The sequence below is a fragment of the Nocardioides sp. QY071 genome, from assembly GCF_029961765.1.
Classification (GTDB): Bacteria; Actinomycetota; Actinomycetes; order Propionibacteriales; family Nocardioidaceae; genus Nocardioides.
Map to the genome: position 1 here is coordinate 1,069,714 of NZ_CP124681.1, position 15,250 is coordinate 1,084,963.

General features: G+C 73.7%; 13 protein-coding genes. 12 read left to right on the forward strand and 1 reads right to left on the reverse strand.

Translation table 11 applies throughout. The annotated features are described in order from the left end of the window. Nucleotides 1-39: 39 nt before the first annotated feature. Both QI633_RS05095 and QI633_RS05100 read left to right on the forward strand, forming a co-directional pair. Nucleotides 40-2,226 (forward strand): hypothetical protein, encoded by a 2,187-nt coding sequence (locus tag QI633_RS05095; RefSeq protein ID WP_282428322.1) that lies wholly within the window; start codon nt 40-42, stop codon nt 2,224-2,226. Nucleotides 2,227-2,236: 10 nt separating this feature from the next. Beyond that, nucleotides 2,237-3,655: a serine/threonine-protein kinase gene (locus QI633_RS05100; RefSeq protein WP_282429284.1), complete on the forward strand. Its 1,419-nt coding sequence runs from the start codon at nt 2,237-2,239 to the stop codon at nt 3,653-3,655. Here QI633_RS05100 and coaA read toward each other — a convergent pair. After that, nucleotides 3,642-4,637, reverse strand: a complete 996-nt coding sequence (coaA, locus tag QI633_RS05105) for a type I pantothenate kinase (RefSeq protein ID WP_141800127.1) — start codon at nt 4,635-4,637, stop codon at nt 3,642-3,644. The two genes, QI633_RS05100 and coaA, sit on opposite strands and share 14 nt — an antisense overlap. 95 nt (nt 4,638-4,732) lie before the next feature. On the opposite strand from coaA, the gene glmS reads away from it, so the two are divergent. The 10 genes from glmS (at nt 4,733) to tsaD (ending at nt 15,247) form a co-directional block, all read left to right on the forward strand. Beyond that, the gene (glmS, locus tag QI633_RS05110; protein ID WP_282428323.1) at nt 4,733-6,577 is read left to right on the forward strand and encodes a glutamine--fructose-6-phosphate transaminase (isomerizing); all 1,845 of its coding nucleotides are present in this window, start codon (nt 4,733-4,735) and stop codon (nt 6,575-6,577) included. Between the two features lie 2 nt (nt 6,578-6,579). Then, complete coding sequence (locus QI633_RS05115) at nt 6,580-6,933, forward strand: holo-ACP synthase (RefSeq protein ID WP_141800125.1); 354 nt, start codon at nt 6,580-6,582, stop codon at nt 6,931-6,933. Then, the gene (locus QI633_RS05120; protein WP_282428324.1) at nt 6,930-8,366 is read left to right on the forward strand and encodes an NAD(P)H-hydrate dehydratase; all 1,437 of its coding nucleotides are present in this window, start codon (nt 6,930-6,932) and stop codon (nt 8,364-8,366) included. Before QI633_RS05115 ends, QI633_RS05120 begins: the two co-directional genes overlap by 4 nt. A 4-nt stretch (nt 8,367-8,370) precedes the next feature. Next, nucleotides 8,371-9,540, forward strand: coding sequence for an alanine racemase (gene alr / locus QI633_RS05125; RefSeq protein ID WP_282428325.1), 1,170 nt, complete (start codon nt 8,371-8,373; stop codon nt 9,538-9,540). Next, the gene (locus tag QI633_RS05130) at nt 9,537-10,637 is read left to right on the forward strand and encodes an alpha/beta hydrolase (RefSeq protein WP_141800122.1); all 1,101 of its coding nucleotides are present in this window, start codon (nt 9,537-9,539) and stop codon (nt 10,635-10,637) included. The genes alr and QI633_RS05130 overlap by 4 nt, the downstream gene beginning before the upstream one ends. After that, nucleotides 10,634-11,560 (forward strand): tRNA (adenosine(37)-N6)-threonylcarbamoyltransferase complex ATPase subunit type 1 TsaE, encoded by a 927-nt coding sequence (gene tsaE, locus QI633_RS05135; protein ID WP_141800121.1) that lies wholly within the window; start codon nt 10,634-10,636, stop codon nt 11,558-11,560. Before QI633_RS05130 ends, tsaE begins: the two co-directional genes overlap by 4 nt. Nucleotides 11,561-11,722: 162 nt before the next feature. Then, nucleotides 11,723-12,901, forward strand: coding sequence for a glycoside hydrolase family 16 protein (locus tag QI633_RS05140; RefSeq protein ID WP_160158334.1), 1,179 nt, complete (start codon nt 11,723-11,725; stop codon nt 12,899-12,901). Nucleotides 12,902-12,943: 42 nt separating this feature from the next. Further along, nucleotides 12,944-13,567 carry a tRNA (adenosine(37)-N6)-threonylcarbamoyltransferase complex dimerization subunit type 1 TsaB gene (tsaB, locus tag QI633_RS05145; RefSeq protein ID WP_141800119.1) on the forward strand — a complete coding sequence of 208 codons (624 nt, stop codon included), beginning with the start codon at nt 12,944-12,946 and terminating at the stop codon, nt 13,565-13,567. Further along, nucleotides 13,564-14,013 carry a ribosomal protein S18-alanine N-acetyltransferase gene (gene rimI, locus QI633_RS05150; RefSeq protein ID WP_141800118.1) on the forward strand — a complete coding sequence of 150 codons (450 nt, stop codon included), beginning with the start codon at nt 13,564-13,566 and terminating at the stop codon, nt 14,011-14,013. Before tsaB ends, rimI begins: the two co-directional genes overlap by 4 nt. A gap of 169 nt (nt 14,014-14,182) precedes the next feature. Continuing rightward, nucleotides 14,183-15,247 (forward strand): tRNA (adenosine(37)-N6)-threonylcarbamoyltransferase complex transferase subunit TsaD, encoded by a 1,065-nt coding sequence (gene tsaD, locus QI633_RS05155; protein WP_141800117.1) that lies wholly within the window; start codon nt 14,183-14,185, stop codon nt 15,245-15,247. Nucleotides 15,248-15,250: the final 3 nt, after the last annotated feature.

Below are 15,250 nucleotides of genomic sequence, written 5' to 3' on the forward strand. Positions count from 1 at the left end.
GCTGGATCCCGGTCTCGGGATGACCTCGTGGGGGATGGCATGACGAGACTGCGCGCCCTGGCCGTGGCGACCGGTGGGCTGATGACCGTGAGCCTGCTGGCCGTGCTGGGGTCCGCGGGTCCGGCGCAGGCCGCCGCCGACCCCTGCACGGGTGCCGTGCCCGCTGGGCTCACCCGGTTCGTCTGGGACGGCGGGGCCACGAACGACCGGTGGGACAGTGCGGCGAACTGGACGGGTGACGTGGCTCCGGCCTCCGAGGCCGTGATCCTGTGCTTCCCCGACCTCGCCGCGCCCTACGCCGTCGAGGTGACCGACGACAGCCCTGTGCACGTGCAGGCGATCGGAGCTGCCGGCGACGTCACGATCACCGTCACCGACTCGCGGTTCCTGGTCTACGGCGGTCCAGGCCGGGACGTCCTCTCCTCGCTCGGCCCGCTGGCCGAGCTGAGGCTGCGCGGCGGCTACTTCGGGGGGACCGGAACGGTCGAGCTCGCCGGCACGCTGGAGTGGGGTGCGACGGGTTTCGGCGTGAGCACCCTCGACAACGACATCTGCGACATCCAGGGGCTCGACCTGGCCAGCTGCGGCCACAGCACCGGCAAGCTGGCGACCAGTGGGCGCCTGCGGGTCCTCGACCACGGTCTGGCCACCGTCGGCCGCGGCGTGAACCTGTCCGACGGCTACGCCGTCGACGTCGCGTCCGGCGGCCGACTGCTCCTCACGGGCGCCGGGTACGTCGCCGCCGACCGCGACACCGCGATCACGGTCCAACCGGGCGGCACCCTGGAGCTGGCGGGCGACGCCATCGTGTTCGAGGGCAAGCCCAACGACCAGACCGAACCGGACCTCGCCGAGCTCGTCAACAACGGCACCGTCCTCAAGTCGGCCGGGGGCGGCGCCAGCGCTCTCAACGTGAACTACGCCGGGAGCGGCCGGGTCGACGTCCGCACCGGCGGTCTCAGCATCTCCGGCACGGCCCCGATCACCGGCGACCTGCGCGCCGGGGCCCGACTGGGTACGGCGTCCTGCGGCGTCCCCGGCGTTGCCACCGATGCCGCGCGGCCGTGCCTGCCCGCCGCCACCGCGGAGGACCCCCAGATCGCGGTGCTCTCGCCGCAGCAGCCCGTCTCGGGCGTCGTGGTCCAGGAGGGCGCGGTTCCTGCCCAGACGGGCGACCTCCAGCCGGCCGTCAGCATCGCGAGCCCGGCGGTGCCCAGCACGCTCTACCTCGAGCTCCAGGACCAGCGGCCGGCAACGGAGCTGACCGTCTTCCGGACCCGGTCGGGGCTCCAGCAGCGGATCCCGCTGTGCGGCGCGGGGGGAGCGCTGCCGGCGGGGGTGACGGCCTGCATCGTGGGCCGCCGCGGCTCTGGCGGCCGCGCCCAGCTCGAGGTCGTCACGAGCGACCCCAACGGCCTGTGGAGCCTGCGTCCGTCTGCCGTCGACTTCGTGCGCCTGGTAGACCCACTGGTCGGGGCTCGCGAGGGCTGTGCGGTCAGCCAGCCGACGTACCCCTTCGTCGCGCGCGAGCAGATCCGACTGCTCCAGGCCGGCAGCTACGCGCTCTACTTCGCCACCACCGAGAACGCCTCCGCGGGAGCGCCCGTAGCGACCGGCGTCGCCGGGCCGGGCCTCACCCAGGTGCCGATCAGGGTGACGCGCAACGGCTGGGTCGCGGTCGTCGCGACGGGCGTCAACGGGCAGCCCGAGTCGACCGGGTCGTTCCGTGTGGTCGCGACGCCGGCGATCGCCTTCCGCAAGCGCAGCCGGGCCGCGGTCGCCGGCCGACCCTTCGTCATCGAGGGCCGGGTCAGGCCCAAGGGACGCCGTACGGTCGACCTGTACGCCGTCCGTGTCACCGGCAGCAGCGGCTTCCTGGCCCGCACGAAGGTCCACGTCCGGACGGACCGCAAGGGCCGGTTCCGGGTCGTCCACCGACCGAAGCGGGCCGGGCGTTGGGTGTACGCCGTCCAGGTCCGCGGCAAGGGTGCGCTGAGCACCGCTATGTCGCGGCAGGCTGTGCGGGTGAGCGTTCGTGCGCCCGCTCCCGCCCCGGCCCCGACGGTGGTGCGCAACGTCCGCGCCGCCGAGACCACTGCGACCGCACCGTCGGCTCCGGCTCCGGGGACCGCGCCGCCGGTCGACCCGCTGGACCTGATCGGTCCGTTCTACCCGGGCCGGGTGCAGCGGGCTGCCGCGGCCTGCCGGTTCCAGGTGGCCCGGTGAGCGCTGCGTGATGTTCGGCGTGATCGCGGATCGCTACGAGCTGCTCGAGATCGTCGGCAGCGGCGGCATGGGCGTCGTGTACCGCGCGCGCGACCGCGTGCTCGGTCGCACCGTCGCCGTCAAGGTGATCCGCCAGGAGCTGGTCGACCAGGAGTTCGTCCGGCGCTTCGCGCGCGAGGCCGCGATCCTCGCGCGGGTGCGCTCGCCGCACATCGTCGTGGTCTTCGACTACGGCAGCAGCGACGGCCAGTTCTACCTGGTGACCGACTTCCACGCCGACGGGGATCTGGTCGGCTGGCTCGAGCAGCACGGCCCGATGCCGGCGCGGCTCGCGGCCGAGGTCACCGCCGCGGTCGCCGAGGGCCTCGCCGACGCGCACGCGGCCGGCGTGGTCCACCGCGACGTGAAGCCGGGCAACGTGCTGCTGTGGCGGCGTGGAGAGCGATTGCTCCCGGTCCTCGCCGACTTCGGCATCGCGACCGCCGAGGACGGCGGGCTCACCGTCACCGGCGGGGTCCCGGGCAGCCCGCCGTTCATGGCTCCCGAACGGCATCTCGGTCAGGCGGCCACGGCAGCCACCGACGTCTACGCCCTCGGCTGCCTGCTCTACAACCTGTTGACCGGCCGGCCGCCCTACGACGGCACCAGCTTCCAGGCCGCGAGCGCCCACATCAACGACCCGGTCCCGCAGCTCCCGCCCGAGCTCGAGCGGGTCGCGGGTCTCGACGCGATCGTCGCGCGGTGCATGGCGAAGGCGCCCGAGGACAGGTACCCGACGGCCAGCGAGGCCGCCGAGGCGCTGCGGGCGTGGATCGCGGCGGGTACGCCGGTCTCGACCGCCCCGGCCACCGTCACGACTGCGCCGGTGGTCCTGCCCGGGTCGGAGCCCGTACGACGGCGGGTGTGGCCCGTCCTGCTCGCGGTCGCGGCGCTGGTGGCGGTGCTCGGAGCCGGGGCATGGTGGCTGCTGGGGCGCGACGATCCGCCGGCGGCCGGGGCCCGGGATCCGGTGACGACCGGGACGCCGAGGGTCGAGCCGGAAGCCCGGTTGATCCCGGTGGACGGCGCGTGTGGGTACGTCGTGACGGTGCAGGGCAGGGACGTCCAGGTCGCCTGCCGATGGTTCGACGTGCGGGCCCGGGGGCTGAGTGCCGGTGCGTCGGTCACGGTCGAGCTCGAGCTGGCGGTCGACGGCAGGTACTCCGACGACGTGGCCCGGACCCACCGGACCGTCGCGGCCGACGGGACAGTGAACGTCGAGCAGCACGAGGCCGTGAGCGAGTACGACGGACTGTGCCCGAGCGGTACCTGCGCCGGTGGGTTCCCGGTGGCCGACCGGGCGACCGGAGCGCGGTTGACCGTCCGCGACGAGGACGGGAAGAGGATCGTGCGTGCGACGTACGCGCTTGCGGACCTCAGATCTTCCTGAGCCGCACGTACTGCACCGCGTGGTCGGCGGCCTTGCGCAGCACCAGCGTCGCCCGCGAGCGGGTGGGCAGCACGTTCTCGGCGAGGTTGGGCCCGTTGATCGAGTCCCAGATCCGGCGCGCCTCGTCGACGGCGGAGTCGTGGCTGAGCGCGGCGTAGCGGGCGAAATAGGAGTTGGGGTCGCGGAAGGCGGTCTCGCGCAGGCGCAGGAAGCGGTCGACGTACCACTCCCGGATGTGGTTGGTGTTGGCGTCGACGAAGATGGAGAAGTCGAAGAAGTCCGACAGGCCCAGGCCGGTGCGGCCGTCCTCGCGGACCCGGGCGGGCTGCAGGACGTTGAGGCCCTCGACGATGACGATGTCGGGCCGCTTCACGACGACCCTCTCCTCGGGGACCACGTCGTAGACCAGGTGGGAGTAGACCGGCGCCTCGACCTCGTCGATGCCGGACTTGATGTCGATGACGAACTTCAGCAGCTTGCGCCGGTCGTAGGACTCGGGGAAGCCCTTGCGCTGGAGCAGGCCGCGGGCCTCGAGCTCGGCGTTGGGGTAGAGGAAGCCGTCGGTGGTCACCAGCGCGACGTTGGGGTGCTCGGGCCAGCGGGCGAGCATCTGCTGCAGCACGCGCGCCGCGGTCGACTTGCCGACCGCCACCGACCCCGCGAGGCCGATCACGAAGGGCGTGCGCGGGGGAGTGCGTCGGTGCAGGAACTGCTCCTGCTCGTGGTGCAGCCGGGTCGCGGCGTTGACCCGCAGCGACAGCAGCCGGGACAGCGGCAGGTAGACGTCGCGGATCTCGTCGAGGTCGAGCGAGTCGCCGATGCCGCGCAGCCGGACGACCTCGTCGCTGGTCAGCGGGCTGCCCTGCTGGTGCCACTCGTGGGCCAGGTCGGCCCAGGTCGCGCGGTCCAGCTCGACGTACGGCGAAGCCTCCCGCGACGAGTCCTCGCCGTGGTGGGTGTCCGCCGGGGTGCCCGTCGTCATGGCGCCGATTGTTCCAGTCGCTCCCGGGGGTGCCTGCGGCGCGTCCCTGATCCGGACGACGCGGGTCGGGAGGACGGCGCCTAGACTGGCCGACCATGTGCGGGATCGTCGGGTACGTCGGACACCAGTCGGCCGAGGGCGCCGTCATCGACGGTCTCCGGCGGCTGGAGTACCGCGGGTACGACTCGGCCGGCATCGCCGTCGTCCACGACGGGACACTGACCGTCGAGAAGCGGGCGGGCAAGCTCGCCAACCTGGAGAAGGTGCTCGGCGAGACGCCGATCCCGACTGCCGAGGTCGGCATCGGACACACCCGGTGGGCCACCCACGGCCCGCCCAACGACGTCAACGCCCACCCCCACACCGGTCCCGCGCGACGGGTCGCGCTGGTGCACAACGGCATCATCGAGAACTTCCTCGACCTGCGGGCCCGGCTCGAGGCCGACGACCACGAGCTGCTGTCCGACACCGACACCGAGATCGTGGCCCAGCTGCTCGAGCTGCAGGTGCAGTCGGGGGAGGACCTGACCACCGCGATGCAGCGGGTCTGCCAGAAGCTCGACGGCGCGTTCACCCTGGTCGCGATCGACGCCGAGGAGCCCGGCAAGGTCGTCGCCGCCCGCCGCAACTCCCCGCTGGTCGTCGGGCTGGGGGAGGGTGAGAACTTCCTCGGCTCCGACGTCGCCGCGTTCATCGAGCACACCCGTGAGGCGCTCGAGCTCGGCCAGGACCAGATCGTGGTGATGACCCGCGACGCCGTCCAGGTCACCGACTTCTGGGGCCGCCCGGTCGAGGCGCGCCACTTCCACGTCGACTGGGACCTCTCGTCGGCAGAGAAGGACGGCCACGACTGGTTCATGCGCAAGGAGATCTTCGAGCAGCCCCGTGCCGTCGCCGACTCCCTGATCGGCCGTCGTACGCCGTCCGGACAGCTGCAGCTCGACGAGATGCGCCTTGCCGACGAGGAGCTGCGCGACGTCGACAAGATCATCATCATCGCGTGCGGGACGTCGTTCTACGCCGGCATGGTCGCGAAGTACGCCATCGAGCACTGGACCCGCACCCCGGTCGAGGTCGAGCTCGCCTCCGAGTTCCGCTACCGCGACCCGATCATCGACTCGACCACGCTGATCGTCGCGATCAGCCAGTCCGGCGAGACCGCCGACACCCTCCAGGCCATCCGCCACGCGCGCTCGCAGCGCGCGAAGGTGCTCGCGATCTGCAACACCAACGGCTCCTCGATCCCGCGCGAGTCCGACGCCGTGATCTACACCCACGCCGGCCCCGAGATCGGCGTCGCCTCGACCAAGGGCTTCTTGACCCAGCTGGTCGCCTGCTACCTGCTCGCGCTCTACATCGCGCAGGTCAAGGGCACCCGGTTCGGCGACGAGATCGACGAGATCATGCGCCACCTCGAGGCGATGCCCGACCACATCGACACCGTCCTCGACACCGCCGAGCAGGTCTACGCGCTCGCCGCCGACCACGCGACCACCCGCTCGGTGCTCTTCCTCGGCCGCCACGCCGGCTACCCGGTCGCGCTCGAGGGCGCGCTCAAGCTCAAGGAGCTGGCGTACCTCCACGCCGAGGGCTTCGCCGCCGGCGAGCTCAAGCACGGCCCGATCGCGCTGATCGAGGACGGCCTGCCGGTGCTGTGCGTCGTACCCCCCAAGGGTCGCGACCACCTCCACGGCAAGATGCTCAGCGGCATCCAGGAGGTCCGCGCCCGCGGCGCCCGCACCATCTGCCTGGCCGAGGAGGGCGACACCTCGATCGAGCCGTACGCCGACGCGCTGATCCGGCTGCCCAAGGTGCCCGTGCTGCTGCAGCCGCTGGTCTCGATCGTCCCGCTGCAGCTGTTCGCCTGCGAGCTGGCCACGGTGCTCGGCCACGACGTCGACCAGCCGCGCAACCTCGCCAAGTCCGTCACGGTCGAGTAGCCGTGCCTGTCGTCGGCGTCGGCATCGACGTGTGCGAGATCGCCCGATTCGAGGAGTCCTGCCGCCGCACCCCCGCCCTGGTGACCAAGCTCTTCACCGAGGCCGAGCGCGACCTCCACATCCGTTCGCTGGCGGCCCGGTTCGCAGCCAAGGAGGCGCTCGCGAAGGCCCTCGGCGCCCCGCGCGGGATGTCGTGGCACGACGCCGAGGTGGTCTCGGAGGACTCCGGTCGGCCGCGGTTCGTCATCCGCGGCACGGTGCTCGCCGAGGCCGACGCGCTCGGCGTCACCTCCGTGCACCTCTCGCTGACCCACGACGGCGGCATCGCCTCGGCCGTGGTGGTGCTCGAGTCGTGATCCGGGCCCACACCGTCGAGCAGGTCCGCGCCGCGGAGGCAGACCTGCTCGCCCGGCTGCCCGAGGGTGCGCTGATGCAGCGCGCCGCCGCCGGCCTGGGGTACGCCGTGCTCGACCTGCTCGGCACCGCCTACGGCCGCCGGGTGCTGCTGCTCGTCGGGTCCGGTGACAACGGCGGCGACGCGCTGTACGCCGGCGCGCTGCTCGCCCGGCGCGGGGTCCAGGTGGAGGCGTGGCTGCTGTCCGACGCAGCCCATCGGGGCGGCGTGGACGCGCTGCGGGCTGCCGGCGGCCGGGCCGTCCCGTGGTCATCGATTGGGCAGAGACAGCATGCTCAGCCCCCGAATCCCCGCGGTTTGGTCCCAAACCGCAACATCTTTGACGTCGTCGTCGACGGCATCGTCGGCATCGGCGGACGCGCCGGCCTGCGCCCGGAGGCAACGAACGCACTCGAGCTGTTGGCCGGGATCCCGGTCGTCGCGGTCGACACCCCGTCGGGCGTCGACGTCGACACCGGCGAGACCGACGGCCCCCACGTCACCGCCGACCTCACGGTCACCTTCGGCACCCACAAGCCCTGCCACCTGCTCGACCCCGCGGCACAGGCGTGCGGGGCGATCCACCTGGTCGACATCGGCCTCGACCTGCCCCAGGCGCAGGTCGAGGCGCTGCAGGCCGCCGACGTCGCCGCACTGCTCCCGCGACCCGCGCCCGACGCCCACAAGTACACCCGCGGCGTCGTCGGCGTCCGCGCCGGCTCGGCCGCCTACCCCGGCGCCGCCGTGCTGAGCGTCTCCGGCGCGGCGTGCGGGCTCGCCGGCATGGTCCGGTACGACGGCGACCCGGCCGCCCTCGACCAGGTCCGCGCCGCCCATCCGGAGGTGGTCGGCCCCGGCCGGGTGCAGGCGTGGGTGGTCGGCTCCGGGAGTGACACGGGAGCCGAGGACGCCGTACGCCGCTCGCTGGCCGACGGTGTCCCCCTGGTCATCGACGCCGACGCGATCGCCTTCGCCGGCACCACCCGGGGCCGCCCGGTGGTCCTCACGCCCCATGCCGGCGAGCTGGCCCGGCTGCTCGACGTCGAGCGTGCCGAGGTCGAGGCGCGGATGCTCGAGCACGCCCGACTGGCCGCCCACCGCTTCGACGCCGTCGTCCTGCTCAAGGGCCGCCACACGGTGGTCGCCCGCCCCGACGGACGGGCCCGAGTCACCACGACCGGCACCCCCTGGCTCGCGACCGCGGGCGCCGGCGACGTCCTCGGCGGCCTGGTCGGCGCGCTGCTGGCGGCCGGGCTCGACCCGTTCGACGCCGCCTCTGCCGGCTCCTGGCTGCACGGCGCCGCCGCGACCCGGGCCGCCCAGGACGGGCTGATCGTCGCGAGTGACGTGGCCGCGGCCCTCCCGGCGGTCCTCGGGACCTTGGTGGGACGATAGGACGATGGAGCGCCCGCCCCTCGGCCCGGCCGGGATCGTCGTCGACCTGGCGGCGGTCCGGGCCAACGCGCGGCTGCTGCGCGCCACGGCCGGCGTGCCCCTGATCGCCGTGGTGAAGGCCGACGGCTACGGCCACGGCATGGTCGAGTGCGCGCGGGCCGCCCGGGAGGGCGGCGCGGAATGGCTGGCGACGGCGACGGTCGAAGAGGCGCTGGCGCTACGCGCCGCCGGCGTCGAGGGACCACTGCTGTGCTGGCTCAACGGGCCCGACAGCGACCTCGCCGCTGCCGCCGACGCCGGCATCGACCTGACCGCCCACAGCGTGGCCGACCTCGACGCGATGGCCGCCGCCTTCGCGAGCCGCACCGCCCCGGCGCGGGTCCAGCTCAAGGTCGACACCGGACTGTCCCGCAACGGCGCGCCGCGCGCGCACTGGGCCGAGGTGTTCGCCCGGGCCCGGGTTGGCGAGGAGGCCGGGACCTGGCGGATCACCGGGATCTGGTCCCACTTCGCCTGCGCCGACGAGCCGGCCCACCCCGCCAACGACCGCCAGGAGCAGGCCTTCCGCGACGCCCTCGCCCTCGCCGACGAGCACGGCCTGCGCCCCGGGCTGCGCCACCTCGCCAACTCCGCCGCGGCGATCCTGCGGCCCTCCTCCCGCTTCGACGCGGTCCGCTGCGGCATCGCGGTCTACGGCCTCGACCCGGCGCCCGGGCAGGACACCGGCATCGGGCTGGTGCCCGCGATGACCGTGACCGCGCCGCTGCTCTCGGTCAAGGACCTCGCACCCGGCGACGCCGTCTCCTACGGCCAGCGCTGGGTCGCCGAGCAGCCGACCACGGTCGGCCTGGTCCCGGTCGGGTACGGCGAGGGCATCCCGCGCAACGCCAGCCGGCCCGGCGCCCCGGACGAGGCGGCCACCGTCGGCATCGACGGCAAGCGGCGGCCGATCCGCGGCACCGTCTGCATGGACCAGGTCGTCGTCGACCTCGGGGGAGACCGGCCAGCGGTCGGCAGCGAGGTCGTCGTCCTCGGCCCGCCCTCCGCGGGCGGGCCCACCGCCCAGGACTGGGCCGAGGCGTGCGGCACCATCAACTACGAGATCGTCACCAGGATCGGGGGGCGGATGTCCCGCAACTACGTGGACTCCGAGGCCGACGGAGCCGACGCATGAGCCGCCGCGGCCGGGTCGTCGGGTCCCTCGCTGGCGCCCTCGGCGTCGCAGCCGGTACGGCGGCCGTCGGGATCCTGCGCCAGCAGCGGGCGATCAGCCGGCGGGCGGGCGAGGAGATCCCCTTCGGGAGCCTGCACTCGACGCCGGTGACCGTGGTCGCCGACGACGGCCTGCCGCTCCACGTCGAGGTCGACGAGGTCGAGCCGGTCGCCGCCTCGGGTGGCGCGGTCGAGCGGCTGCTGCGTCGTACCAAGGGCGACACGCCCCCGGTCACCGTGGTCTTCGTCCACGGCTTCTGCCTCAACCTCGACTGCTGGCACTTCCAGCGCGCGGCGTACCGCGGCCTGGTCCGCACCGTCTACTACGACCAGCGCTCCCACGGCCGCTCCGGCAACTCCGATCGCGCCCACTCGACCATCGACCAGCTCGGCCGCGACCTGCACCGGGTGCTCGAGGAGGTCGTCCCCGACGGGCCGGTCGTGCTGGTCGGGCACTCGATGGGTGGGATGTCCATCGTCGCGTTCGCCGAGCAGTACCCCGAGCTGGTCGGCACCCGCGTGGTCGGCGCCGGCCTGATCTCGACGACCGCCGGCGGCCTCGACCCGAGCCGGATCCTGCTGCCGATGCTGCCCGCCCGCCTGGCCGGCCCGATGACCAGCAGCGCCGTACGGACCCTGCACCTCGGCCACCGCGCCATCGACTCGCTGCGCCGCGCGGGCAGCGCCGTCGCGACGGTCGCCACCGACCGGTTCGCGTTCGGCAGCGACGTGCCGCGCGGGTACGTCGAGTTCGTCGACGACATGCTCGCCGCCACCCCTTTCGAGGTGGTCGCCGACTTCTTCCCGCACTTCGCGGGCCTCGACAAGTTCGACTTCGTCGAGGTGCTCGGCCGGGTGCCCACGTCGGTCATCTGCGGCACCGACGACCGGATCACCTCGATCGGGCACTCCCGCAAGCTGCAGTCCCGGATCCCCGGGGCGCGGCTGCTCGAGTGCGAGGGCGCCGGCCACATGGTCACCATGGAGCGCCACGAGCTGGTCAACGCCGAGCTCGACCAGCTGATCACCGCCGCATCCGCGAGGGCAGCGACGCGATGAGCGTGGAGACGAGGCGCGTCGGCCCGGAGGCCGCCGCGGAGGTGCTGGCCGTGGTGAAGGCGGCGTTCGCGGACCGCCCGGTCCTCGACCCGCCGGCCGACGCCCTGGCCGAGACCGAGGACTCCATCGCCGCGATGCTCGCCCCGAGCGGCGGGCTGCTGACCCTCGACGACGGCCGTCCGGTCGCCGCCCTGGTCCTCGACCCGGTCGACGACGCCGTCTACCTGCGCCGGGTCAGCGTCGACCCGGCGGCCCAGGGCCACGGCCTCGCCCACGGACTGGTCCGCGCCGCGCTGCTCGACATCGCCCGCGCCGGCGCCCGGCGGGTCCGGCTGCTGGCCCGCGAGGAGCTGCCGCGCACGATCGGCTTCTGGCGCGAGCTCGGCTTCGTCGAGACCGGCCGGCACGCGCCGTACGTCGAGATGGCGCGCCCCGCGCCGGTGATCGTCGACGTGCCGGGTGCCGACGACATGCGCGCCCTGGGGAGGCGGGTCGCGGCGTACCTCAGCGGCGGCGACGTGCTCGTCCTCAGCGGCGAGCTCGGCGCCGGGAAGACGACGTTCACCCAGGGCCTCGGGGAGGGGCTCGGCGTGCGGGGCCAGATCACCTCGCCGACCTTCGTCATCGCCCGGGTGCACCCCGCGCTCGGCGCCGGGCCCGAGCTGGTCCACGTCGACGCCTACCGCCTCGGCGGGCAGGCCGAGCTCGACGACCTCGACCTCGACACCGACCTCGACGAGGCGGTCACGGTCGTCGAGTGGGGGACCGGGATCGCCGAGGGCCTGGCCGAGGACCGGCTCGAGGTGCGGATCACCCGCGCGACCGGGGATACGGCCGCCGACCCCGAGGCCGATCCGCGCCTCGTCGAGCTCGACGGCATCGGCACCCGCTGGCTCGAGACGGACCTCCGCGAGCTCGGCTGAGCAGGCCGAGCGCCGCACGGGACCTTCGTCCTTTACTTTCAGGGACCCCGGCCCGGATCCGATGGCCCGTCGGGTGCAGTGGACTCGGGCCGCGCACCCGATCCGTCGACCCCTCTCCGATTCCTACGGTGATGACCGAGGGAATCTTGGGGGGAACCAACGATGCGTTTGCTGCGAGTGCTGCTGTCCGCCGCGCTGGTCGCCGTGCTGGTCGCCACCGCGGTCGGACTCGTCGACGGCCCGGCCGTGGCCGGTGAGTCCCGGCGGCCGGTGCTGGACCGGGTGACGTCGCGAGCGGCCCATCAGAGTGTCGTGTTCAAGGGCCGGGCCAAGCCGCGCCAGGTCGTCCGGCTGCAGGCCCGCGGGCCGTCGTACTGGACCACCGTCGGGAAGGACAGGGCCTCGCGCAAGGGCGTCTTCCGGATCACCGTCCCCTATCCCGACACCCCGCGCACCTACCGGGTCGTGGCCGGCGGCAAGGTCAGCAAGACCCGCCGGGTCGTGCCGACGCCGCCCGCACCGGGCGCCCCGGCCACCCCGAAACCGCCTGCACCCAGCGACGGTTGCGGCGTGCGGCCCGAGCGCGCCGAGGGCGGCTACTACGCCTGCACCTTCCGCGACGACTTCGACGGCACCACGCTCGACCCCGCGATCTGGATGGCCCAGGAGACCTGGTTCAGCGGCATGACGACGGCGAGCGGCTCCTGCTACGTCGACAACGACCGCACCATCGCGGTCGCGTCCGGCCACCTGCGGCTCACCGCGACCGTGCTCGACGAGCCGTTCGTGTGCCGCAGTCCGTACGGCGACTTCACCACCGACACCGAGGCCTCGACCGTGGTCACCCGGTCCCGGTTCACCCAGACCTACGGGCGCTTCGAGGCCCGCCTCAAGATGCCCGCCGAGGCCGGGACCGCCGGTGCGCACTCCGCGTTCTGGCTCTACCCGCAGGATCAGGCCTACGGCCGCTGGCCCGCTTCGGGCGAGATCGACGTCGCCGAGTGGTTCAGCGCCCGGCCCGCGAACGTCTACCCCTCGGTGCACTACGCCGGCGAGAACAACATGTTGAGCACCGGTTTCTCCTGCGCGATGCCCACCTCGTCGACCGAGTTCCACGACTACGCCGTCGAGTGGACGCCGAGCGTGATGCGCTTCTACTACGACGGCAGCCTGTGCTTCACCCACGCCTGGACGCCGGCCGGCCTGGTCGCGCCGCAGCCGTTCGACCGGCCGTTCTACCTCGTGTTCACCCAGATCTGGGGCGGCGGGTGGAACGCCCGCGCGCCCGGCATGCCGGACACCTCCACCCTGGTCGTCGACTGGGTGAAGGCCTGGCAGTAGCCACCCGGCCCCGGCCCGGAGGACATGGCCTAGCCTCGGAGGGTGCTGCTCGCCTTCGACACCGCCTCCTCGACGGTCACCGTCGCGCTGCACGATGGGACCGACGTGGTCGCCGCGGCGACCTCCGACCGCGGCATGAAGCACGGTGAGCAGCTCGCCCCGCTCATCGAGCAGGTGCTGTCCGGCGCCGGTGCCCGCCCGGCCGACCTGACCGGCATCGCCGTCGGGGTCGGCCCCGGCCCGTTCACGGGACTCCGCGTCGGGCTGGTCACCGCGCGCACCATGGCCCACGTGCTCGGCGTACCCGTCCACGGGGTGTGTTCGCTCGACGCGCTCGCCCTCGAGGCGGTCGAGACCGGCGCGGTCGACGGCGCGTTCGTCGTCGCCTCCGACGCCCGGCGCAAGGAGGTCTACCTCGCCTCGTACGACGCCCGCGGCGCTCGCCTCGACGAGCCGGTCGTCGACAAGCCCGCCGTGCTCGCCACGACCGGGCCGGTGGTCGGGGAGGGTGCCCGGCTCTACCCGGAGGCGTTCCCCGACGCGCGCGGCCCGCAGCGGCCCGACGCGGCCTGGCTGGCGCGGGGCGTGGTCGCCGACCGGTTCACGGTCCTGGGCTCGGAGCCGCTCTACCTGCGGCGCCCCGACGCCGTCGCGCCGGCCCGATGACCACCACGACCCGCCCCGCGGCGGTCGCCGACGTCGCGGCGATCGTCGCGCTCGAGGCCGATGCCTTCCCGCTCGACCCCTGGTCGGAGAACCTCGTCGGCGAGGGGGTCGGCGGTGCGCTGCCGACCGTTGCCTACCTCGTCGCCGAGGAGGCTGGCGCCTTCGCCGGCTACGCCGTGGTCAGCGTGGTCGACGTGGACGCCGAGCTGCAGCGGATCGCGGTGCCCGAGGAGCTGCGGCGCACGGGCGTCGCGACCGCGCTGCTGTCGGCCGTGCGCGCGACCGCGACCGACGGGGGTGCAGAGCGGTTGCTGCTCGAGGTCCGCGAGGACAACCTCGCGGCGCGGCTGTTCTACGAGCGGCACGGGTTCGCCGAGCTCGGGCGCCGGCCGCGCTACTACAGGGACGGGACCGACGCGCTGGTGCTGAGCGCTCGAGTTCCTTGAGTGCTTGCCGTGCTCCGGGTGCGTGCATGGCAAGGCGGCGGAGCGACGGCATACCGGGTTGTCTACCGAGCGACGGCAACGCAGCCAGGTGCGTGCCCGGGGCGCGGCATACGTCAAGGAAGCTCGGGCGCTCAGCACCTTGGCTGAGCACACCCGTCACAATGGTGTCGTGACGACCCGCGACGAACCCCTGGTCCTCGGCATCGAGACCTCGTGCGACGAGACCGGTGTCGGCATCGTGCGCGGCCACACGCTGCTCGCTGACGCCGTCGCGAGCAGCGTCGAGGAGCACGCGCGGTTCGGGGGCGTCGTACCCGAGGTCGCGAGCCGCGCCCACCTCGAGGCGATGGTTCCCACGATCCAGCGCGCCTGCGACACGGCGGGGGTCGCGCTGTCCGACGTCGACGCGATCGCGGTGACGCACGGGCCCGGGCTGGCCGGCGCCCTGCTCGTCGGCGTCGCTTCCGCGAAGGCGCTGGCGCTCTCCCTGGGCAAGCCGATCTACGGCGTCAACCACCTCGCCGCGCACGTCGCCGTGGACCAGCTCGAGCACGGCCCGCTTCCCGAGCCCTGTCTCGCCCTGCTCGTCTCCGGGGGGCACTCCAGCCTGCTCAAGGTCACCGACATCACCGGCGCCGACGGCGGTGTGGACCCGATGGGCGCCACCATCGACGATGCCGCGGGCGAGGCCTTCGACAAGGTCGCACGGCTGCTCGGGCTGCCGTTCCCTGGCGGCCCCCACATCGACCGCGTCGCCCGCGAGGGCGACCAGGTCGCCATCGACTTCCCGCGCGGGCTCAGCACCCGCCGCGACCTGGAGCGGCACCGCTTCGACTTCTCCTTCTCCGGCCTCAAGACCGCCGTGGCCCGCTGGGTCGAGGCCCGCGAGCGCTCGGGCGAGCCGGTGCCGGTCGCCGACGTCGCCGCCTCCTTCCAGGAGGCCGTGTGCGACGTGCTGGTCCGCAAGGCGCTCGACGCCGCGAGCGCTGAGGGCATCGAGGACCTGATGATCGGCGGTGGCGTCGCCGCCAACTCCCGGCTCCGGGCGCTCGCCGAGGAGCGCGCGACGAAGCTGGGCATCCGGGTCCGCGTGCCGCGCCCCGGCTTGTGCACCGACAACGGCGCCATGGTCGCGGCGCTCGGCTCGACCATGGTCGCGCGCGGCCGGACCCCCTCGACCCTGGACCTGCCGGCCGACTCGAGCCTGCCGGTCACCGACGTGCTGGCCGGCTGAGAC